General features: G+C 67.2%; 21 protein-coding genes and 1 pseudogene. 6 read left to right on the plus strand and 16 right to left on the minus strand.

The genetic code is table 11. The features are described from left to right. Nucleotides 1–16 precede the first annotated feature (16 nt). The 4 genes and pseudogenes from BKD30_RS00380 to BKD30_RS00395 all read left to right on the plus strand — a co-directional run bounded on the left by BKD30_RS00380 (nucleotide 17) and on the right by BKD30_RS00395 (nucleotide 2,079). Entirely contained in the window at nucleotides 17–1,018 is a 1,002-nt protein-coding gene (locus tag BKD30_RS00380) for a sugar phosphate isomerase/epimerase family protein (RefSeq protein WP_076700472.1), read from the plus strand. A 171-nt stretch (nucleotides 1,019–1,189) separates the two neighbouring features. Beyond that, nucleotides 1,190–1,531 (plus strand): rhodanese-like domain-containing protein, encoded by a 342-nt coding sequence (locus BKD30_RS00385; RefSeq protein WP_076700475.1) that lies wholly within the window; start codon nucleotides 1,190–1,192, stop codon nucleotides 1,529–1,531. A 14-nt stretch (nucleotides 1,532–1,545) separates the two neighbouring features. Beyond that, nucleotides 1,546–1,686: pseudogene (locus tag BKD30_RS00390) on the plus strand (thiol reductase thioredoxin); the annotation flags it as partial. Nucleotides 1,687–1,809: 123 nt separating this feature from the next. Next, nucleotides 1,810–2,079, plus strand: a complete 270-nt coding sequence (locus tag BKD30_RS00395; protein WP_235861216.1) for an SHOCT domain-containing protein — start codon at nucleotides 1,810–1,812, stop codon at nucleotides 2,077–2,079. A gap of 224 nt (nucleotides 2,080–2,303) precedes the next feature. Here BKD30_RS00395 and BKD30_RS00400 read toward each other — a convergent pair whose 3' ends face one another. From BKD30_RS00400 to BKD30_RS00415, 4 genes are all read right to left on the minus strand, one after another. Then, nucleotides 2,304–3,200, minus strand: a complete 897-nt coding sequence (locus BKD30_RS00400) for an alpha/beta hydrolase fold domain-containing protein (protein WP_076700483.1) — start codon at nucleotides 3,198–3,200, stop codon at nucleotides 2,304–2,306. Nucleotides 3,201–3,446: 246 nt separating this feature from the next. Continuing rightward, nucleotides 3,447–3,788 carry a type II toxin-antitoxin system PemK/MazF family toxin gene (locus BKD30_RS00405; RefSeq protein ID WP_143587992.1) on the minus strand — a complete coding sequence of 114 codons (342 nt, stop codon included), beginning with the start codon at nucleotides 3,786–3,788 and terminating at the stop codon, nucleotides 3,447–3,449. Then, nucleotides 3,785–3,985 (minus strand): hypothetical protein, encoded by a 201-nt coding sequence (locus tag BKD30_RS00410; protein ID WP_076700490.1) that lies wholly within the window; start codon nucleotides 3,983–3,985, stop codon nucleotides 3,785–3,787. The genes BKD30_RS00405 and BKD30_RS00410 overlap by 4 nt, the downstream gene beginning before the upstream one ends. A gap of 109 nt (nucleotides 3,986–4,094) precedes the next feature. Then, complete coding sequence (locus tag BKD30_RS00415; RefSeq protein WP_083955871.1) at nucleotides 4,095–6,338, minus strand: DEAD/DEAH box helicase; 2,244 nt, start codon at nucleotides 6,336–6,338, stop codon at nucleotides 4,095–4,097. A gap of 333 nt (nucleotides 6,339–6,671) precedes the next feature. On the opposite strand from BKD30_RS00415, the gene BKD30_RS00420 reads away from it, so the two are divergent. Beyond that, a complete protein-coding gene (locus BKD30_RS00420; RefSeq protein ID WP_076700493.1) occupies nucleotides 6,672–6,992 on the plus strand; it encodes a metal-sensitive transcriptional regulator in 321 nt (106 codons plus the stop codon). 80 nt (nucleotides 6,993–7,072) lie between these two features. On the opposite strand, the gene BKD30_RS00425 is transcribed toward BKD30_RS00420, so the two are convergent. The 3 genes from BKD30_RS00425 to BKD30_RS00435 form a co-directional block, all read right to left on the minus strand. Further along, complete coding sequence (locus BKD30_RS00425; RefSeq protein WP_076700497.1) at nucleotides 7,073–7,291, minus strand: YHS domain-containing protein; 219 nt, start codon at nucleotides 7,289–7,291, stop codon at nucleotides 7,073–7,075. 201 nt (nucleotides 7,292–7,492) lie between these two features. Beyond that, nucleotides 7,493–9,766, minus strand: a complete 2,274-nt coding sequence (locus BKD30_RS00430; RefSeq protein WP_076700501.1) for a heavy metal translocating P-type ATPase — start codon at nucleotides 9,764–9,766, stop codon at nucleotides 7,493–7,495. Nucleotides 9,767–9,877: 111 nt separating this feature from the next. Next, entirely contained in the window at nucleotides 9,878–10,087 is a 210-nt protein-coding gene (locus tag BKD30_RS00435; RefSeq protein ID WP_076700505.1) for a heavy-metal-associated domain-containing protein, read from the minus strand. A gap of 438 nt (nucleotides 10,088–10,525) precedes the next feature. Between BKD30_RS00435 and BKD30_RS00440 the strand changes: the two genes are divergently transcribed. Beyond that, nucleotides 10,526–10,849 carry a hypothetical protein gene (locus BKD30_RS00440; RefSeq protein WP_235861212.1) on the plus strand — a complete coding sequence of 108 codons (324 nt, stop codon included), beginning with the start codon at nucleotides 10,526–10,528 and terminating at the stop codon, nucleotides 10,847–10,849. A gap of 41 nt (nucleotides 10,850–10,890) precedes the next feature. Here the strand turns inward: BKD30_RS00440 and BKD30_RS00445 are convergent, their stop codons facing one another. The 9 genes from BKD30_RS00445 to BKD30_RS00480 all read right to left on the minus strand — a co-directional run bounded on the left by BKD30_RS00445 (nucleotide 10,891) and on the right by BKD30_RS00480 (nucleotide 20,719). Beyond that, on the minus strand, nucleotides 10,891–13,440 hold the full coding sequence (locus BKD30_RS00445) for a S8 family peptidase (RefSeq protein ID WP_076700509.1): 2,550 nt from the start codon (nucleotides 13,438–13,440) through the stop codon (nucleotides 10,891–10,893). Continuing rightward, entirely contained in the window at nucleotides 13,433–14,398 is a 966-nt protein-coding gene (locus BKD30_RS00450) for an AAA family ATPase (RefSeq protein ID WP_076700513.1), read from the minus strand. Before BKD30_RS00450 ends, BKD30_RS00445 begins: the two co-directional genes overlap by 8 nt. Nucleotides 14,399–14,565: 167 nt before the next feature. Next, nucleotides 14,566–14,943, minus strand: coding sequence for a sulfate permease (locus BKD30_RS00455; protein ID WP_076700515.1), 378 nt, complete (start codon nucleotides 14,941–14,943; stop codon nucleotides 14,566–14,568). Nucleotides 14,944–15,097: 154 nt separating this feature from the next. After that, entirely contained in the window at nucleotides 15,098–16,852 is a 1,755-nt protein-coding gene (locus BKD30_RS00460) for a ThiF family adenylyltransferase (protein WP_076700518.1), read from the minus strand. After that, complete coding sequence (locus BKD30_RS00465) at nucleotides 16,849–17,805, minus strand: SMODS domain-containing nucleotidyltransferase (protein ID WP_235861213.1); 957 nt, start codon at nucleotides 17,803–17,805, stop codon at nucleotides 16,849–16,851. Before BKD30_RS00465 ends, BKD30_RS00460 begins: the two co-directional genes overlap by 4 nt. Nucleotides 17,806–17,858: 53 nt before the next feature. Further along, nucleotides 17,859–18,965: a CBASS cGAMP-activated phospholipase gene (locus BKD30_RS00470; RefSeq protein ID WP_076700524.1), complete on the minus strand. Its 1,107-nt coding sequence runs from the start codon at nucleotides 18,963–18,965 to the stop codon at nucleotides 17,859–17,861. A gap of 159 nt (nucleotides 18,966–19,124) precedes the next feature. Further along, entirely contained in the window at nucleotides 19,125–19,370 is a 246-nt protein-coding gene (locus BKD30_RS00475; RefSeq protein ID WP_076700527.1) for a hypothetical protein, read from the minus strand. 90 nt (nucleotides 19,371–19,460) lie between these two features. Next, on the minus strand, nucleotides 19,461–19,616 hold the full coding sequence (locus tag BKD30_RS16220) for a hypothetical protein (protein ID WP_162841963.1): 156 nt from the start codon (nucleotides 19,614–19,616) through the stop codon (nucleotides 19,461–19,463). A gap of 86 nt (nucleotides 19,617–19,702) precedes the next feature. Continuing rightward, nucleotides 19,703–20,719 (minus strand): FYVE zinc finger domain-containing protein, encoded by a 1,017-nt coding sequence (locus BKD30_RS00480; RefSeq protein WP_076700531.1) that lies wholly within the window; start codon nucleotides 20,717–20,719, stop codon nucleotides 19,703–19,705. Nucleotides 20,720–20,724 lie beyond the last annotated feature (5 nt).

Raw genomic sequence — 20,724 nt, forward strand, 5'->3', positions numbered from 1 at the left:
ACCGCAGGAGGCACCGATGCCCCGCCCGTACACCCTGTTCACCGGCCAGTGGGCTGATCTGCCCTTCGAGGAAGTGGCCCGGCTGGCCGCGTCCTGGGGGTACGACGGCCTGGAGATCGCCGTTTCGGGCGATCACCTGGACGCGTGGCGCTGGGACGAGCCCGGCTATGTCGACGCGAAGCTGGCGGTGCTGGAGAAGTACGGCCTGAAGGTCTGGGCGATCTCGAACCACCTCAAGGGTCAGGCCGTGTGTGATGACCCCATCGACTTCCGCCACCAGGCGATCGTGGGGCCGAAGGTGTGGGGCGACGGTGACCCGGAGGGCGTGCGACAGCGCGCGGCGGAGGAACTGAAGCACACCGCCCGACTGGCGAAGGCCCTGGACGTGAGGACCGTCGTGGGGTTCACCGGATCGTCGATCTGGCCGTACGTGGCGATGTTCCCGCCGGTCCCGGAGTCCGTGATCGACGCCGGGTACCAGGACTTCGCGGACCGGTGGAACCCGATCCTCGACGTGTTCGACGAGTGCGGAGTCCGGTTCGCGCACGAGGTGCACCCGTCCGAGATCGCCTACGACTACTGGACGACGGTGCGCACGCTCGAGGCGATCGGGCACCGGGAGGCGTTCGGGCTGAACTGGGACCCGAGCCACTTCATGTGGCAGGGCATCGACCCGGTCAGCTTCATCTGGGACTTCAAGGACCGCATCTACCACGTGGACTGCAAGGACACGAAGCTGCGGATGACCGGCCGGAATACGGTGCTCGGCTCGCACCTGCCGTGGGGTGACCCGCGCCGCGGCTGGGACTTCGTCTCCGCCGGCCGGGGTGACGTGCCCTGGGAGTCGGCATTCCGGGCGCTGACCGCGATCGGCTACGACGGACCGATCTCCATCGAGTGGGAGGACGCCGGCATGGACCGGCTCGAGGGCGCTCCCGAGGCCCTGGCGGCGCTGAAGAAGTACGACTTCGCGCCGTCGAGCCAGTCCTTCGACGCCGCGTTCAGCAACCAGAGCTGAGGCGCCGGGCGGGCGTGGTCTGGGGCCGCGCCCGCCCGGTGCCTTCGCTCGACAAGAGCTGGCAGTTCCATGTACCCCAGGGGGTATTTTGACTACCCCCGGGGGTATATGTGAGACTGGTGTCCACCTGCTGCACCGTCAGCCCTTGACAGATCCACAGAGGAGGACACCGTGGGACTCATCGCCTCCCTCAAGAAGCACCTGCGCAAGCCCTACAGGACAATCTCCGTGCCACAAGCCAAAGAACTCCTGTCCTCCGGCGCCACCTTGGTCGACGTCAGGTCGGCGCAGGAATGGCAAACCGGCCGGGCGCCGCAGGCCAAGCATGTCCCCCTGGACCGACTGCGGACCAGTAGCGCAGGGATCCAGAAGACTCGTCCCGTGATCGCCGTGTGCGCCTCCGGAGTACGGTCTGCCTCCGCGGCCCGACTCCTCGCTGCCGACGGATACGACGCCTATTCCATACGCGGCGGCATGGCCGCATGGCGCCAGGCCGGCGAACCCGTCCGCTGAACCCGCGTCACCCCCTGATGGCCTTCACGGACAAGACGCTCGTCTTCTCCCAACCTGGAGCATTCAACGCCACCGGACTCGAGCAAGTCGTGCAGGCCGTCAAGAACCTCGACGTGGACAAGCTGCGCGCCGAGACCGGATCGCAGAGCCCCTGACACCGACGTGCCGGGGACAGCTGCCGCCAGTACATTACGGCCGAGGAGCACCGGCCGCGGCGGGGGCGTACACGGCAAGAGAAAGGGAGTCCTTCCATGATGAACGGCTTCGGCATGGGCGGGATGGGATTGACCTGGATCCTCTGGGTTCTGGTGATCGCAGGTGTGGTGCTACTCGCAGTGGTCTTGGTCAAAGCTTTCACACACAACGGCGATAGCAACGCGACCACCGGCGGGCACGGGCCGCGACGCACAGGTGCGGGCCACACTGACGCCCGAGAGCTCCTCAGGGAACGTTACGCCCGCGGAGAGATCAGCACCGAAGAATATCAAGAACGGCGACGGAACCTGGAAGAGGGTGACCGGCGGCCTCCAGGACGTCCTCCGCGTTGACGAGCTCCTCCTCGAAGGACACGCACGCAGGTGGACGAGCGACCGGATCTCGTGGATGTTCTCCCGAGCCGCGCAAGAGCGTGCCCAGGGTCCGTTCCGAGCGCGGACCCGATGTCGGCCACCTTGCCCGGCCGGCGAGACCGATCGAGCAGCCGTTCTGGTCCTCCGGCGTCGGCAAGGGATACGTCCCTGTCCGGTGACGGCGAGCCGTCACTAGCCTGATCTCAGAGGGCGCGCCTGATGCTCTCCACGACCTCACGCGAGGCCGCGCGGCCGATGCGGGTGGGCAGCAGCGGGTAGACATGCACCTGACCCGCTTTCTCGCGGAACGTGATGTCGACGCCGGCGTTGCGGGCCCTCTGCAGCAGCAGGCGGGCATCCGGATTGAGGATGTCGCGTGACCCGATGAACACCGTCAGCGGACCGAGACCCGTGAGGTCACCGAACAGCGGGCTCACCGCCGGGTCCGTCATCGGCAGTTCCCCGCGCCAGGCCTCCGCGAACACCGTCACGCCCTCCGTGCCCAGCCACGGGTCCGTCGGCTGCACCTCCGGAATACGGGGATTGCTGAACGTCAGGTCCAGCGCGGGTGAGATGAGGGTGGTCATGGGCAGGGTGATCCCCTCATCGCGCAGCTGCAAGGCCACCGACAGGGCGATCTGCCCGCCGGCGGAGTCACCGGCCAGACACGTCGGCCCATAGGTCCCGATAGTGGACTTCACCAGCTCGACGACCCGGTCCTGGGTCTGCGCCGCGTTGCCGTACGGCACCAGCGGGTAGATGGGGACGGTCACCACGACGCCCGCCTCGGCCGCGATGTCGGCGATGAGCCGCCAGTGGAAGGACACGATCTGGTTGACCCAACCGCCGCCGTGGGCGTACACGAGGCTTCCCGCGGGACGCTCGGTCGCGGTGGGTGTGACCGTGTACACCGGCCAGTGCCGATCCTGGACGACGTCGACGCGGACGTCACCACGCAGCCGCTTCGGGGGCCCGTACGCGGCGGGCCGCAGGGTGTTCTCCTGCAGGCGCTTGCGGGCGCCGTCAGCCGAGATGAAGGGCCTGTTCATTCCCACCAGCCGGAGCAGCGGGGCAACGAGAGGATCGGGCAACGTGACCATCGATGAAGCGCTCCTGACTCGTGGGGGCCGACCCCACAGGGGACGGCGCAGACGCTTTCACGCTACCCGGTTCAGCTATCCGGCGCTGGCCGAGCACCTTCGATCGACGGACGCTGCGGCCGAGAAGTGCATCGCCGGCAAGAAGCCCTGGGCCACCGACCGTCCTCCGTACATACGCGCGGAGCTCAGCTGGCGCCGCGGGCGAGCTCGCTCAGGGTCCCGGATGGCCACGGAAAGCAGAAGGATCTACGTCGACCCGCGTGGACTCGCATCCTGCACTCCGAGGTAGTGAGCCAGCGCAAGCTCGACCTCCCCCATCTGATCCCGGGTGAGATGGTCCACGGGGTCACCGACGATGTAGTTCACGTCGATCGAACGGATCTGGTCAACCAGCATCCGCGTCAGGCGGCCAGCGACCTCGAGCTCGGGCCGGTGGACGGATGGCCCGGCAGAGGTGGACGTGGGAACTACCGTGACGACGGACGGCGGCGAGTCCGACGGGGACAGAACGAGGCCCAGTCGCTTGCCGCCCTGCTCGTGGCTACGTGGTCGACCCAGGTCGACCCGGTAGACAGCCCCGCGGATCACCAGACCTCTGGCTCAGTGTTCACGTTCTCGCCCTTGAGATTCTCAGCGTCCGCGCGGAACCGGGTCAACCAGCGTTCATGGTCGAGCAGCCGTAAGGCGCGACGCAGCGTGTCCGAGGTGCTCTCGCCGGGCTGCCCGGCCTCACGCAGGATGCGCTCGTCGTCCGGCGTCGGGCGGAAACCGATCGATGTGGGCATGCCCTCCATCCTATCGGGCGTCAGACAAATGTTCTACAGATACAGCGGGCGCAGATCGCTTCCAGCGGACCGTCCGCCTGTGCGGGGCGGCCACCGTCCTGCACCACCCTCACCCCGCCGAGGCGAGCGTGAACGGCAGCACGGCGCCCGCACCGGCTCGGCGCAGGTCCCGGGCGGCCACGGTGAGTGTCCAGCGGGAGTCGACCAGGTCGTCGACCAGCAGCACGGGTTCTCCGTCCAGCTCCGCCAGGGCCGCGGCCAACTCGGGCGTGACGACGTGCCCGCCCCACACCCCGGCGAGCCGGAAGGCGCTGTTGCCGCCCGGGCGGGACGCCGGATGGCCGTCCCGGACCGGCATCTCGCCGAGGTAGCGCAACCGGCCGACCTCGGCGAGTCCACGGGCCAGGGAGGTGATCAGCTGTGGTCGGGTCCGGGAGCCGAGCGCGACCACGCCGGCCGGACGGCGCGCCCAGTCCCACTCGCGGAGCACCCGGACACACGCCTTGCCGAGATCGGGCGGCAGCTCGCCGTCCCGCGGACCGTCGGCACCGGACTCGCCCACGGACGTCTCGAACAGTTCCCGCAGGCGGCCACCCCAGCCGAGATCGGAGAGCCGGGCCAGTGACCGGCCGGGCTCGGCGCGGTCCGGCTCGGAAATCTTGCCCTTGACCGGTGCGCCGTCGGTGGTGCTCACGCCGAGCCGGTCCATGCCGGAGGGCCAGGTGCTGCGTGGCTCGATCTCGACGCCGGCCGCGGCAAGCGCTCCGGCGGCGCGCTCGGTGCTGCCGGTGTCGACGGCGGCCGGATACCAGGGCTCGGCACAACGGTCGCACCGCCCGCAGGGTGCGGCGTCATCGTCGTCGAGCTGCCGGGTCAAGAACTCCATCCGGCAACCGGTGGTCCGCTCGTACTCGAGCATCGCCTGCTGCTCGGCCTTCCGGGCGGCGGCGATCCCGGCGTACCGGTCGGCGTCGTACTCCCAGGGCACTCCGGTCGCCTGCCAGCCGCCGGCGACCTTCTCGATCGCGCCGTCCACGGCGAGCACCTTGAGCAGCAGTTCCAGCGGGGTGCGGCGCAGGTCGACGCGGGCCTCCAGCGCGGGCACACTCAACGCCGTCCCCGCGCGGGTCAGTTCGGCGATCACCGCCTCGGCCTTCTCCTTCCGCGGCATCGAGGCCGTGGCGAAGTACTGCCAGATGTTCTCGTCCTCGATGCCGGGCAGAAGCAGGACGTCCGCGTCGGCGCCGGACCGGCCGGCGCGGCCAACCTGCTGGTAGTAGGCGACCGGGGAGGACGGTGCCCCGAGATGGATGACGAACCCGAGGTCCGGCTTGTCGAACCCCATCCCCAACGCACTCGTGGCCACCAGTGCCTTGACCCGGTTGCCCTTGAGCGCGTCCTCCAAGACCTGCCGGTCCGCCGGATCGGTGCGGCCGGTGTAGGCGCGCACGTGGTGTCCGGCGGCCGCGAGCGCGCGGGCGGTGTCCTCGGCGGCGGCGACCGTCAGCGCGTAGATGATGCCGGAGCCGGTCAGCTCGCCGAGGTGCTGCAACAGCCAGCCGAGCCGGTCAGTGTTGTTGCCCAGCCGCAGCACGCCGAGGCGTAGCGAGCTGCGCGCGAGGGGCCCCCGTAGGGTGAAGACGCCGTCGTGGGGGCGTTGGCTCCCGCCGTTCACCAGCCGCACGTCCAGTTGCTCGGCGACGTCGGCGACCACGCGGGCGTTCGCCGTCGCCGTCGTGGCGAGCACGGGCACCCCGTCGGGCAGCTCGGCCAGCAGATCCCGGATCCGCCGGTAGTCGGGCCGGAAGTCGTGCCCCCAGTCGGAGATGCAGTGCGCCTCGTCGATCACGACGAGGGCACACCGGCGGATCAGGTCAGGCAGCTGCTCGGCGCGGAAACGCGGGTTGGTCAACCGTTCGGGCGAGATGAGCAGCACGTCGACGTCGTCCGCGGCGAGCCGGCCCGAGATGTCGGACCACTCGGTCGCATTCGCGGAGTTGATCGCCACGGCGCGCACCCCGGCTCGCTCGGCGGCGGCGATCTGGTCCCGCATCAGGGCGAGCAGCGGGGAGACGATCAGCGCCGGTCCGGCGCCGCGGCGGCGCAGCATCAGCGACGCGAGGAAGTAGACCGCCGACTTGCCCCAACCGGTGCGCTGGACGACGAGGGCGCGCCGGTGGTCGGCGACCAGCGCCTCGATCGCCTCGTACTGGCCGGGGTGGAACTGGGCGTCCGGGTTGCCGGTGAGGGCGTGCAGCACGTCGAGGGCCTCGGCGTACAGGCCGCCGTCGCGGGGGGACGGTCGACCCTCCTGTTGGTCGTCCGAGAATGTCTGCTGCGGGGTCGGGCTCATGTTCCCAGCCTCTCAGGTTCCTGCGACAGTCCGCCGACAGCGCTCGCTGCCGTCCACGGTCGATCGGCGAGGCGGCAGCAGTTCAAGACATGAGCCGCCACAGCCGGCTGATCGATCGACTGAGCGCCTTCCGTCCACCAACGAATACCCGGCGGGGGTATAAGATGGTCGAAGGCATGTGCCTGCCCGTCCCGATCGGGTTTGTGCGCCCACCACCGTGGGATGCGCTCAGTCCGCTGCTGTGCCGCCTCGACTTCGCGCCGACTCCCAACACCGCGGCCTTCCGGGACCGCCGGACCCCCTTCCAGCAGCCGAGAAGAAGGAAGCTGCCATATGGCCACCACATCGTCGTCCATCACCGGCTCCGGCCCCGTCCACGGCTACATCAGCGACAAGGACCGGTACCTCGCCCGACTCAAGCGGATCGAGGGGCAGGCCCGCGGCATTCACCGGATGATCGACGAGGACACCTACTGCATCGACATTCTCACCCAGATCAGTGCCCTCACCAGCGCCCTGGAGAACGTCGCCCTCGGCCTGCTCGACGACCACCTCAGGCACTGCGTGGTCGACGCCTCGAAGACCGGCGGACCGGAGGCGGAGGCGAAGATCAAGGAGGCGTCCGACGCCATCGCCCGGCTTGTGAAGTCGTGACCGTGACACTCCGCTCGGTGATGTGAGTCGAGAGGGTCGGGGCTCGGGAGCGGTGATCTCACGGGCCCCGGGACGGCCGGTCAGGCGGCGTTGACGTACTTCTCCGGGTCAGCGTCGAAGCGGGGGCCGCAGGCGGAGCAGCAGAACCAGTAACGCTCGCCCTTGTAGTCCCGGTAGAGACCCTGCGCCTCGGCGACGCTCTTGCTGACGGTGCTCCCGGGCATCACCGGGCAGTCGACGACGTCGTCGGCCGGAGTGCTCGCGGGCGCTTCGTGGTGGTGATCGTGATCATGGCTCATGGCAGGTGTTCCTTCCGTCGTTCGTCGAGGGCGAGGTTCACGCCGTCGGTCCGAAGCGGCATGCTTCGCAGACCCATCGAGCATATACCCGGCGGGGGTATAACACGTGTTCGTCCTGCGAGGCTGCGGCTCATGCCGCGCACCCGGACGTGGGCGGTATCCCTTCGGATCCGGGTGGTGGTGCGCCGGCGGGGTGGCCGGTCAGCGCGCGATACTCTTGAAGCCGCGCAGGCGCAGGCTGTTGCCCACGACGAACACGCTGGAGAACGCCATGGCGGCGCCGGCGAGCATCGGGTTCAGCAGCCCGAGTGCAGCGACGGGAATCGCCGCCACGTTGTAGGCGAAGGCCCAGAACAGGTTTCCCTTGATCGTGCTGAGCGTCTTCCGCGAGAGGCGGATCGCGTCGGCTGCGCTGCGCAGGTCGCCACGGACCAGCGTGAGGTCGGAGGCTTCGATCGCGACGTCGGTGCCGGTGCCCATCGCCAGGCCCAGGTCGGCCTGCGCGAGCGCGGGAGCGTCATTGACGCCGTCGCCGACCATCGCGACGACCTTCCCCTCACCCTGCAGGCGGGTGACGACGTCGACCTTGTCCTTGGGCAGGACCTCGGCGATGACCTGGTCGATCCCCACCTCGGCCGCGATCTGGCGGGCGACCGCCTCGTTGTCACCGGTGAGGAGCACGGGAGTCAGGCCCAGCGCCTTGAGCTGGCCGATCGCCTCCTTGCTGGTCGGCTTGACCGTGTCCGCGACGATGAGGATGCCGCGTGGGGCACCATCCCAGCCGACGGCGACGACGGTCTTGCCCTCGCTCTCGGCCTGCGCCTTGGCGAACGCGACCTCGGCGCTCAGGTGCAGCGACCATTCGGCCAGCAGTGACTCGCGGCCGACGATGAGCGCGTGCCCGTCGACGACGCCCTGCACACCCTTGCCCTCGAGATTGGTGAACCCTTCCGCGACGGGCAAGGGTCCGGCCTGCTGGGTGGCGCCCTTCGCGATGGCCTGCGCGATGGGGTGCTCGGAGGCGTCCTCGAGCGCGCCGGCGAGGCGAAGCAGGTCGTCCCGGTCGGTGCCGGCCTCGGTGACGACGTCGACGAGGGTCATCTTTCCGGTGGTGACGGTGCCGGTCTTGTCCAGCACGACGGTGTCGACCTTGCGGGTCGATTCCAACACCTCAGGGCCCTTGATCAGGATGCCCATCTGCGCGCCGCGGCCGCTGCCGACCAGCAACGCGGTCGGCGTGGCGAGGCCGAGGGCGCAGGGGCAGGCGATCACGAGAACCGCGACCGCGGCGGTGAACGCTGCGGTGAGAGGGAAACCGGCAGCGAGCCAGGCACCGAGCGCGACCACCGCGATCACGATCACGATCGGAACGAAGATCCCGGAGATCCGGTCGGCCAGGCGCTGCACCTCCGCCTTCCCGGTCTGCGCGTCCTCGACGAGCTTGGCCATCTGCGCGAGTTGCGTGTCGGAGCCGATGCGGGTGGCGCGCACGACCAGGCGGCCGCCCACGTTCACCGTCGCCCCGGTCACCGGGTCGCTCTCGCCGACCTCGACGGGCACGGACTCACCCGTGAGCATGGAGGCGTCCACGGCGGACGTGCCCGACACGACCACTCCATCGGTGGCGATCTTCTCACCGGGCCGGACGACGAAGTCGTCACCGACCTGCAGCTCCTCGACCGGGATCTTCGTCTCGACCCCGGCGCGCAGCACCGACACTTCCTTGGCGCCCATCTCCAGCAGTGCGCGCAGCGCAGCCCCCGCCTGGCGCTTGGATCGCTTCTCGAAGTAGCGACCGGCCAGGATGAACATCGTCACGCCGGCGGCGACCTCGAGGTAGATGTTCGCAGCACCGTCGGAGCGCGCCAGAGTCAGGGTGAACGGGTGTCTCATCCCCGGCATACCGGCGGTGCCGAAGAACAGCGCGTACAGCGACCACAGGAACGCGGCGGAAACGCCCATCGAGATGAGGGTGTCCATCGTCGCGGTGCCATGTTTGAGGTTCGTCCACGCCGCCCTGTGGAACGGCAACGCAGCCCACACGATCACGGGCGCCGCCAGTGCCAGTGACGCCCACTGCCAGTAGGTGAACTGCAACGCCGAAATCATCGCCATCGCGATGACCGGGATCGTCAGCGCGATCGACACGAACAACCGGTTCCGCAGCGACGTCAGCTCCGGGTCCTCCGGATCCTCGTTCCCGGTCGGGCCTCCCTCGCTCTTCGTCTCCTTCGGTGCCGGGAGCGCTGCGGTGTAGCCGGTCCTCTCCACCTCGGCGATCAACAGGGCACGATCGTATCCGGCCGGCACGGTGACCTTCGCCTTCTCGGTGGCGTAGTTCACCGTCGCCGCGACGCCGTCGAGCTTGTTCAGCTTCCTCTCGATCCGCATCGCGCAGGAGGCGCAGGTCATCCCGCCGATCTGGAGTTCGACGGCAGTATCCGCGGTCGAGCCCGCAGGGGCTTCGGTGCTCATGGTGGTCTCTTTTCTCTCAGGCTGACCGGACGGGATGCTCCGAGGCGAACCGGACGCCCCGGCCGGCAGTTGCACCGGCGGCGTCGCGGTCCGATCCCCCCGCGGCGTTCATCAGGCTCGCACGGCCGAGTAGCCGGCCTCATCGACCGCGGCGAGCACGGCCGCGTCGTCGACCGGGTTCGCGGACCCGACGACGAGCTTGCCGGTCTGGGCGCTCACCTGGATTTCGTCGACGCCGGGGATCTGGGAAACCTCTTCGCGGACCGACATCTCACAGTGTCCGCACGTCATGCCGGTGACCTGGTACTCGCTCGTGGCCATGATGGATTCCTTTCGTCAGTGACTGCGCCAGAGGTGGCCGTCGACCCACCATAACACCGGTACCCCCCCAGGGTATTCCCCGCTCGGGCGCCAAACTCGCCGCCTCACCCCCCGGTCGACTCGGCTACCGGCATTCTTCGACGCCAGATCGACGCCGGGAGATCGGTCATCACCGAACGAGGCGACAGACACCTGGAACTGTTCGCGCACCGGCGCACCGCGCGCACCGGCGCACCGCGGGGAATGCGCGGTCGAACCGTCGAAATCTGCAGCGTGAACCGCGATCTTCGGGTGGACCTCCGTAGGGAGTTTGAGAACCCTTGCTCAGCCTTGAAAACTGTGGCTTCTCGCAGGTCGCGGGGCGTCTACCAGCGGGACCGCAGGCCGCTGGAGCCGTCTGTAATGGACGAGCGGGGTCGGATGGTGCGTGCAGTTGGGATGACTCAAACCTTTCTGAGCCCAGCGCAGGTGGACGAGTTGGTGGCCGGGTACGAGGAGGGCGCGACGCTGGTTGAGCTGGGCGCGCGGTTCAGCGTGCACCGTCGCACGGCGGCCGCCCACCTTGTCCGCCGGTCAGTCCCAATCCGCAGGCGAGGTCTGGATGAACGGCACCTCGCCGAGGCGACCGAACTGTATGTCGGTGGCTTGACGCTGATAGAGCTGGGGTTGCGGTTCGGAGTGAGTCAGCAGGCTGCGCGGCGGGCGATCGCCGCAGCGGGAGTCGCGATCCGGCCCAGCGGCCGGCGCCGACAGGGCGCCTGAGCCGCCGAGGAGTCATGCGGGCCGGTCGGCTGGTGAAGATGTCACTCGATCGGAATCTCGACCGGGACGTGGAGTGTGTTCGCCACTGGCGTGTAGAGGTCCACTCCCGTGGCGTCGGTCTTGAGCGATATGACCAGCGCGTATCGCACCGCACGGTCGACGCGGTCGCGGTTCTTGGTGTTCTTCCACCAGCCGCCGACAGGGTAGACGGCTACCTTGCCGGTGTCGGCGAGTTCCGCACCAGACGTCTCCCAGAGATCTTGATGCAGGGAGCCGTACAGGCGCTGGTTGGCGCCGACGAGCCAGGACACTTGTCCGGATTCGGGGCGACCGCCGGACTCCTCGGTGCGGGCTTCGTGGTTGACTCGTTGGACGAACTGCGACTCGGACTCAAGCGGGTCTTGCAGTTCGAATCGGAGCCCGTGTGATGCGTACTTGTATCGCTGGCGCCAGCCTCGGCGGGACGCGGTGGGCTCGATGAAGTAGGAGAGGGTGACACGCAGGGTCACCGAAGCCGAGCCGAGGTCTTGCAGTACCTCACGCGGCCAGGGAAGGTCGTGCAGGCGGAACGCGGGAACTTTGAAGTCGTCACCCTCGAAGGGCACGAACTCGTCCTGCACGACGAGCGTGACCGCACGGTCGGACGAGAACAGGACCCGTTCCTCGGTCGGCACGCCCCACCCGTAGCGCCGGAGCAGCATTTGCTGAGCCTGGAGCCCCCTGCGCCGTGCCTGGTCGATCTCATGGCGCATTGTCGGCGTCCACTCGGCCGCGTGCACGAGCAACGCGCGTACGGTCTCGGGCCAGTATTCGGGGTAGGTCGCCATCACGACCGCTGCGAGCCTGGCGGCTTGCGCGGTCGCGGCGCTGGTGGCGTTGGCCGATGCCAGTGCCTGGTCGTTGGTGAGGCCGGTGGTCCGAAGGGACAATGCAGGGTGGTTTGGCTCGAACATGGAACCGCCGTCGTGAAGCACGTTGCCGCCCTCCAGGACGATGTCGGGCTTGATCGGCCAGGGCCGGTTACCGAATGGGAGCGAGGTACGGCTGTGCGGTGAGAGGTCGCCTTGCCGTGCCAGCGTCGACCATCCCGCGTAGGCGGGGTCGCTTGGCACGGTGTCCAGGTCGGTGTAGGCGCCGACGGTGAGTGCGTTCCATGCTTGTCCGGGATCGCGCACTGCGGCGGTGTCGGACTCGGCGAGGTGGTCAGCGACGTAGGTGCCGGTGACGTTGCCTGCGGAGACGATCAGCAGGCGGGCGGCGTCGTTGTCTGGCGGTGCGAGCAGACGGAGTTCATCTCGGTCGCTGACGATGCTGGCACCGACGGCCAGTGCGTCGACGGTGGCCGACCACAAGGTGGGCTGACCGGGTTTGCCGGGAGTATCGGTAGTTGTGCTGACCGGCATGCAGAACACGCGACGCCGGGCCGCGGCGATTTCTGGCAGCGACACGGCCTGCGCAGTGACGTCTCCATAGGCGCGGGGATCGTGCTGCGTCTCAGTTCCTGTGGGAAGGATGCGCACCGATTCGAGTCGATGACGCAACGTGACGGTTTGTGAGGCGAGGAGGTGGTGGTCCATCCTGTCGCCCAGCAGTGCGAGCCCCGCCATCTTGGTGCCGTGTCCGTCTTGGTCGTAGCCGCTGATCCCGAGGACGGTGTGCAGGTCCTGCGGTGCGAGGGAGCCCTGGATGAGGACATGGTCCCTGGCGACGCCGGTGTCGAGGTGGCAAACAGCGGGCTGGAGTTCGTCGGCGGGCTCTAACCGCTTAGCCAGGTCATCGGCGTACTCGGCTTGCTCCTCGGAGGTGAGGTCTTCGATGGAGTCGATGAATTCGGGGCGTCGAATCTCGGCAACCGGGACGGCGGTGAACGGCAGGACCTCAAGTTGTGCCCAGGTCGCCTCGACCCACATGACGTCGCGGTCCACGAGCCGCAGGAGACGCTCCGAGACGGTCAGCCCTGAGGCCTCGGCGAAGCGCCGCATGAGATCGGGCCCGTCAGCACTGGGCCGTAACCATATCTCCCACCATGTCGTCGTCCCTTCTGACGGGCTGCCATCGGATTGCCAGAGGTCGGCAAGGACAGTGGCGCGGATGCGTGCGATGTTGGCGACAAGTTCGTTGTTTCTTGGTTTGCCCTTTGGCGACTCTTTCGCGAGGTAGTCCTCGAAGAGCTGGAGGAACGTCGGACGGTAGTCGTCGCTGACCCACACGGTTGCCCGCTCGGGGGTGCCATTGGCCTCGTCCGCGGGTAGGACAGAGAGCAGGAGCCACTTCGGTCGTCTGCGGTTCGGGGCGCGATGCGTCGTGAACTGCTGGAGGGTGTCGAGCTTCAGCGGGTAGGCTGGGTCTTCGCCCTCCAGCGTGATGATGGTGCCGAGGGCGCGGAGTTCAGCCTCGGTCAGCTGGTCGGCTCGTTCCTGGTCGATGCTGGAGAACGCCGACTGCAACTCGCTCAGGCGTCCACCACCGTGACCGGCGCGGTCCTCGATGGGCCGGATCTTCGGGTCAGGTCCACCCCGGCGGCGGAACTCCTCGTCTGCTGCTCGATCTCTTACAAGAAGGTGGCTGAGGTGTTCCTGTCCCTCAGCCAAGGCTCGCCGCCTGCCGGGACCGCAGCGCTTCGCGGATATCGTCCGCGGTTACTCGCGTGCCACCAGCGAGGATGACGCTCTTAGCGGCGGACTCAGCGGCTCGTACCAGGTCGGCGTGGGAAAGCGCGGTCATCTCGTCGTCCAGCGTCGCCCAACGGAGCCCTCTGGCGAGCGAACCGAGTCTTCCGCGCATAACAGCCGCGGCCTGCTTCGCGTCCGGCAGAGAGTAGTTGAGCACCATGTCGAATCGACGGAACAGCGCCTTGTCCAGGATCGAACGGTGGTTGGTTGCCGCAACGACGAGGCTCTCGGACGAGCTGTTCTCCAAGAAGACCAGGAATGAGTTGAGGATGCGGCGCGCTTCCCCGACGTCGTTTCCCGCTCGGTCACCGCCGAGTGCGTCGAACTCATCAAACAGGTAGACCGCGCGTTGCGCCGCGACCGCCTCAAAGATCACTCGCAGCTTGCTGGCGGTCTCGCCCATGAACTTGCTCATCAGGCTGTCGAGCCTGATCGTCAGCAAAGGCAGGGACAGTTCGTGCGCGAGTACCGCGGCGGTCATAGTCTTGCCCGTACCTGGCGGTCCCTCGAAGAGAAGGCGGTGGGCCGGCTCGAACCCATGATCCAGAAGTTGCTTGCGTTGACGCTGCTCGCTCAAGACGCGACGCACCTGGGCGGCGAGCTCCTCGGGCAGGACGAGTTCTTTTAGTCCGACCATGGGGTGGGAGGCGATCACCAGGTCGGAGAGGTCGCCTCGCGGTTGTGCGATGGAGGTGACCTTCTTCGGACGCTCGACCCGGGAGTTGTCCACGGCCGCCTTGAGGTCGGCCGCGAGACGGTGATGGCCCTGTCGCGCGGCCTGCGCAGCGACTTGCAGCGCAACGGAGTAGAAGGCGTCGTCGTCGCCACTTCCGTGACTACGTACGAGCGCCTTGAAGTGCTCCCCAGAGCCAGCCATCCCTCACCTCCCGCCGAGCATCGCTTGTACTCGAAGTCTACGGTGGGCGACCGTCAGAGCATCGGCGATCCCCACGCGAGCCGCAAACGCGGACGGTGCAGGCTCCCAGGTGGCATCGCTCGCGAAGGTGCTGGCCCGGTCGAGGGCATCATGCGAGCTGGACGTGTTCAGCAGAGCACGTCGGCCTGGACCTGACGGTGCGCCTCGTAGGCCGCGGCTCGACGGCGGGCGCGGCGCCGGACGATCGCTTCCTGGGCACGGGCACGGGCCAGCAGGACGAGGCTGACTGGTCCCATGATGATGAGCTTCATTGAGTTCCAGGCCGCCCACAACACCACCAGGTGCAGCCAGCCGGGACCACCGTCAGCGATGACGTTGGTGCAGATGCTCACGATCAGCAGGTAGGGCGCGGCGAGGAGCATCGCGGGGATGCCCCACCGCAGGTTGTGGCGGCGTCGTATCGCGTCGAGCAGCCGGTTGGTGGGCATGTAGCGGCGCAGGTAGTAGCGGGTGTGGGCGCTGAGCGTCCAGATCAGGCGGATCATGGCGGGCCTCTCGTCACACGTGTCTCTCCGTCGAGGAGGCAGTACGTGTATGAGCGCTCAAGCTGGGCCGTCCCGAAGGACCCGCAATCGAGGAGAACCTGCCTCGGCTTCCACTGTACGCCGGAGCACCGACAGGCGTAACCCCCGCGCTACCTCATCCGGGAGTGTCCGACGCCGCGGGAAGGAAGTGATGTCGTGGGCCTGCTGGTGCGTGTGGCAGGGCGATGAGGTGGGTTCCTGAAACAGGTGCCTCTGCCTGTTGGAGGTGCAGGCCGATCATGTTGACGAGTGTCGCGGCGACGGCTGCGAGGTCTGCGGCCGAGCCGTGGAACGTGGGTACCGAGCATCCTCTGGTGGGGATCAGTTCGTCGCCCTCGGCTGCGTCCTCCCAGAGCCGGTGGTACAGCTCCAACCCACCATCTGCCACTACCGAGCGTCCTGCCTGGTCGTCAAGCTCAGACGGTGCGCAGGTGGTACCTGGTGCGCAGATGTTGGCGATACCGAGCGATCCCGTCCTGGCGTCGGTGGCGACCTGGGCAATGAGTGCCGTGCGTTCTTCGCCGGCGAGGGTGTCGAGGTAGGTGGCGATGCTGTGGCTGACGGTGGCGTCGATGATGAGGTCCGCGGCGAGAGAGACGCCTGGGTCGGGGACGTTGCCTTCTGCGACGGTGACAGTCAGGTCGTCGCGGATCGCGCGGAGGCGCGTGGCGAGGGCGTCGGCCTTCGTCTGGCCGATGTCGGCTTCAGTGTAGTTCTGTCGCACGAGCAGTCCGCCGGTGACGGTGCCCGGGTCGCAGACAGTGATGGCGCTGGCTCCGGCACGTGCGATGAACTCGGCGAGCCATGACCCCAGTCCGCCGCAGCCCCAGACATGAACGGTCTTTCCTTGGAAGCCGTTGACGGGACGGTTGTCGTCGCGCCGGATCGTGACCTCTTGCCGCTCGTCGGACATGTTGCACCATTCAATGGGGATGTCGGAGTTGATGATCGCGGGATCGAGGTTGACCGCGGTCCCGTACTTCTTGGCAAGGCGCCGGAGGGCGTCGGCGGTAGTCGCGGGGAGGCGTCCACCGAGAAGATGATGCGGTCCGCTTGTGGGGTGGGGCACGGCAAGCACGAAGTACTGCTCGGTGCCGTCAGGGTTCCGTAGAGCGCTGGCGAGGAGCGAGGTAAGGAACGCGGGCGACTGCGGTGAGACCTCTGGTGATCGTCGATCGGCGCGGTCAAGGTTCGGGTCGTCCAGGAGCGTCAGGAACAGCGCGAAGGTGGACGCCGCGCCGAACGGGAGGTCGCTCGCGAGCACGAACACGGGCGTACGGTGGCCGTCGCGGTCGGTCGAGTAGGTGAGGTCGTAGCGGTGCGGTGAGCGGGTGATAAGCCGAGCGATCTGCTGCCGCTTCAGTGGCCCGGGTTCGCGGACGACGATGGTGGGCGTGCCGTCGGCTTGGTGAAGCACGCCTCCGACAGCGTGGTACATCGCGGTCGAGGGATCGAACGCGCCGGCCGCTGCATCGGTGAGCCAGTCCCACAGTCGGCTGAGGAACCCGGCCATTCCTGAGGAAGGGCGCCACTCGCGGGACGGGTCGAGGTAGATACAGAGCCGCTGCCCTTGAGGGACGTGCGGGAAACCGACGAACCGAGTGTGGTCAACCTCGGCGCTGGGGGGCATGAACATCGAAGGGCGAATCCGGACGATGAACTGCTCGTCGTCTCCGAGTTCCAGCCCTCCGGCGTGGTGAGGGATGTCGGCGGTGCGGAGCCGGAGTCGGAGGGTGGCGTCGCCGTCAGTGTCGAGCTGGGGTTGCTGGACTATCCGCACGTCTTGGGGTCGCTCCCTGGCGAGCAATCTCAACTCGTCAACAAGATACTTCTGCCAGGCCGACAGCGTGGCCCGGTTGCGGCGGCTCATCCCGCGCGGCCAGACCGCCCCACGGTGGAAGCGGCCGCGGGAGCTGCTGCCGGGAACTTCGCGCTGCTGGACGAGGTCGCCGTGGCCTTGAAGCCGTCACCGAAGATGCCCTGCCACAGCTCGATGCTGCGCTCCTTATTCTCCTCCGCGTACGCTTCCTCGATTTCGGCGGCGTGGATGTGAATGCGGTCCCGGAAGTAGCTGTAGGTCGCCTGCGCCTTCTCGGGATCAGAACCCCATCGGTGCCCGAAGTACACACCCGACCCGGACGGGTCGGCGACAGGCGGCGTGCTCGGGTTTTCCTGGAGCCAAACGTCGAGGTCTTTGACGATGTGCAGGAGGGCGGTCGGCACGTCGCTGTAGTAGCTGGGGTCGAGCAGCGTGCGCAGTTCGGTGACCTGCTCGCCGAGAAGTGTCGTCAGAAGGATGGACCGGGTGCCGGTGAAGGAGTTCTTGTGGTCGCGCAGGTACTTCATGAGTCGGATGACCTTGCGGAGGTTTCCCTTTGCGAGCGCGTCCTTGTCCTTCATCCAGTCGGTGAAACCCTGCGGGTCGGTCAACTCCCAGTCGTTGTCGTCGCGGTTGACGATGACTTCGCGTCCGTCGGCGAGGTTGAGATGCGGCACGATGTCGAGGTGCATGGAGTTCGCGTAGACGAGTCGGACGCAGCGGCACTTGCGTGAGTGCGGCATGTTCCCGTAGATGCTGTGGCGGTGCAGAGCCGCGTAGATCTCCTCAATGTACTTCTTGGGATCGTCGGACCAGTCCGCGTTCTCGCTCATGTCGAGCATGAAGTCCGCGTCGAACTCGTTGTCACCGACCGGGTTGATGATCGTCTTGTGTGCCCACGATCCCTGCGGCGTCTTGCCGAGGATCAAGTGCCCGATCTGTTCGTCGGCCTTCAACACCTTGTAGACCGCCTCGACGCGAGAGTCGAGCGAGTCGAGCTTCACCTGGCCGAGGTTGACGGTGTCCTTGAGCAGGACGTTGAAGTAGTCAGTGAGCTTCATCGGGAGACCTCCGTGGTCGACGTGCTGGTCGGGTCGCCGCGGTGTCGGTCTCCGATCAACGGTGTGTAGTCGGCCGCGCGATGATCTGCGAACCGCGCGGTGTAGATGGGGCTGAGCTCGCGGCTGACAGACGCGGCGAGGCCGGCGACATCGCTCGGGTCTGCCGAGTCGAGTGCGTACAGTCCGCCCGGCACGAGAGCATCGAACCTGGTGAAAGCGGACTTGCCGATCAGATGTTCAGCGATGCCCTGTCCGCCACGGCTGCCGGCTGTGAGGATCAGTGGCGCGATCGGCTTCGCCCAGTTGAACAGCCCGCCGCGGTCGAGGCGCTTGGGGTGGTTTGTGAGCTGGTCGATGGTGCCGACGTTGAGCACCCTGATCGACGCCAGCGGCACATGGAGCATGCTCACGGCCTCGGCGATCGCGACGACAGAGGGGTTGTTCGCCCACACGCCCCCGTCGATGAGGCGGTGTCCATCGACACGCGCGGCAGGGAAGTAGAGCGGTGCCGCCGAGGTCGCCATCGCGATGTCCACCATCGGGATGCGCCAGTCTCGGACGAGCCGTGTGTGGTGCGGCGTCTTGAAGATGTGCACGGAGCCTCGTTGCACGTCCCAGGCCGGGATGACCAACCGCTTCGCGCTGTCTCCCAGCAGCCCTTCGCCAAGCACCTTCGTCAAGGCGGTACGCAGCGCATCGCCGTCGTAGATGGGTGCAGTGAGTTGCCGAGGTCGCCGCCACAGTCGCCGGCGCACGGCCGGGAAAACCGCCTCGACCAGTTCTTCGTAGTGCGCCACGATCTCGCTCGGGGTGAGACCGGCACCCAACCCGAGCGCGACGATCCCACCCGCCGACGTGCCGGCGATCAAGTCGAACGAGTCCCTGATGCTGACGTCGAGGTCCTGTTCCAGCCGCGCGAGCACGTGAGCGGTGAACAGTGCCTTGGCTCCCCCGCCATCGAGGGCGAGAATCTGGAAACGATCGGACGGCGGCCTGGTCGGCTCGTCTGTCGCCGACAAGTGGTCCTGGTGGCCGAGCACGTCGAGCGGCCCGGAAGGCGTTTCGCCGCCGGTGCCCGTCGAATTTGCGCGAACTACACCCATGTAAGTATCCTACGTCGGGGCACCGACACTCCTTCGGGCTCGAAGATCGGGTTGCTTCGACGGAAACGGCATCGATCCGCAGAGGACGTTGTCATCCGCCCTTGGCGCGCTGAACCGTGTGCCCAGTCGGACACTAGAGGTTCTTCTTCAGCCACTCGTTCACGTCCGAGGGAATACTGTGGGTGGCCCAGGATTGGCGGTGACCGTCACGACGACGATGTCGTCGTTCGCGTCGACGTGCTTCTTGGCTCCGTCTCGAAGCTGCGCCGCTGTCAGGGATGTCTTCACGAAGAAGCTGCTCTTGAGGGGTTTCGCCCAGCTCTGGTGCGACTTCAAGTAGTCGATGAGCTTGGTGTAGTCCTGTCCCGCCTTGTTGAGGTCGTAGTTGACCCAGTGAACTGCCATGCCGTCCTCCTGCTGTGATCGAATCGGTTCTGTACTGCACGCCCGCCGCAGTGTTGGGCCGGCGACACCACGGCGCCGCCGGCCACGAAGTCACTTCTCGTTGCGGACGCCCTTGTGCTGCTTGGGGCTGCCGTTGAGGATGCGACCGGTACCGGCGTCGCGCTTGAACCACGTCGTGCCACGCTTGAACTCGCTGCGACTCTTCACGGCACCGACGCGGTGTCCTCGTCCGGTGTTCTTAGCCATCTCCTTCACCTCCATTCCGACAGCCCAAGCCCGAGTCAGCGGGGGCTCTCACTGGGTAGTCGAGATAGGGCCGTGCGGAGTTAGCGTCAGGAGCGACAGTCCACGCAGAGGCCGTCGACGACGAGATGTGGCTGGAACTGGAGAAAGCACTCAGTGCAGACCACTTCACGCTTGGCGTCTCGCTCGCAGCGGCAATCGCCGCAACGAGGGCAGAACGGCTGGCCACAGTTCGAGCACGGGTACCCTCGCCGCTCGAACGTCGTCCCACAACATGAGCCAGTGAGCAGCGGACGGCTGTCGAAGTCGCGCTGGATGGGCGCATGGAACTGCTCAACATTCCAGAGGTCTAGGTCGCAGAACACGACGATGGCGCGCTTGTCGTCGCTGACGGCGTCGACGTAGAAGTCTGCTTGGGTACCCCAAGGGGTCCGCCAGGCTAGGCGTCGAGCAGTAGATGCTCCTGGTGTCAGGTTGAGCAGCGGGTGGCCTTCGGTGAGCTTCTGGTCTCGCCAAGGGAAGACGGTGGGCCAGCCTTGCTCGGGGTCGGGCTTGACGCTGGCGTGCGTGACGGTGCCGGTGTAGCGGTCGATGATGGCGATCGCCCCCAGGCCGGGCAGGTGCTTGGCGAGAGCGATCGCGCACACTGGTCGGCTTGCCTGAGTGGCGTTATAGAGGTCGATCAGGTGCTGTGCTCTGATCGGGCCGCTAGCAATGACCGCTGTTGCCGCAGACTCGGGTAGAAGCAAGCGTTGAGCGATCTGGTCGCAGACCGTTTCGAGAAGGCGACCAGGCTCGTCCTGGTCGGCGATCCAGTCATAGATGTCTGGAGCCCTCTCGGCGAGCCAGTGCCCGAGTTCGTGGGCGAGTGTGAAGTTCTCGCGCCGACTCCACGGCGTGGGTGCGTAGAGGATCACCCCGTCTTGGAGGAACGACACGCCATCACATGCGCCACCGTCGTCACGGGAACTGGCTAGGTGTTCGACAGCGCTGACGGTCAGGTCGAGGTCGGTGCGGAGGACGCTCGTCGGGTTCCCTGCGAAGCGGGCTCGCACATCATCCGTCAGCAGGGACAGTGCCTGATCAACACAACCTTCCAGGTTCATACGCC

Origin of the sequence: Tersicoccus phoenicis (assembly GCF_001968835.1) — a bacterium.
GTDB classification, from domain to species: domain Bacteria; phylum Actinomycetota; class Actinomycetes; order Actinomycetales; family Micrococcaceae; genus Tersicoccus; species Tersicoccus phoenicis.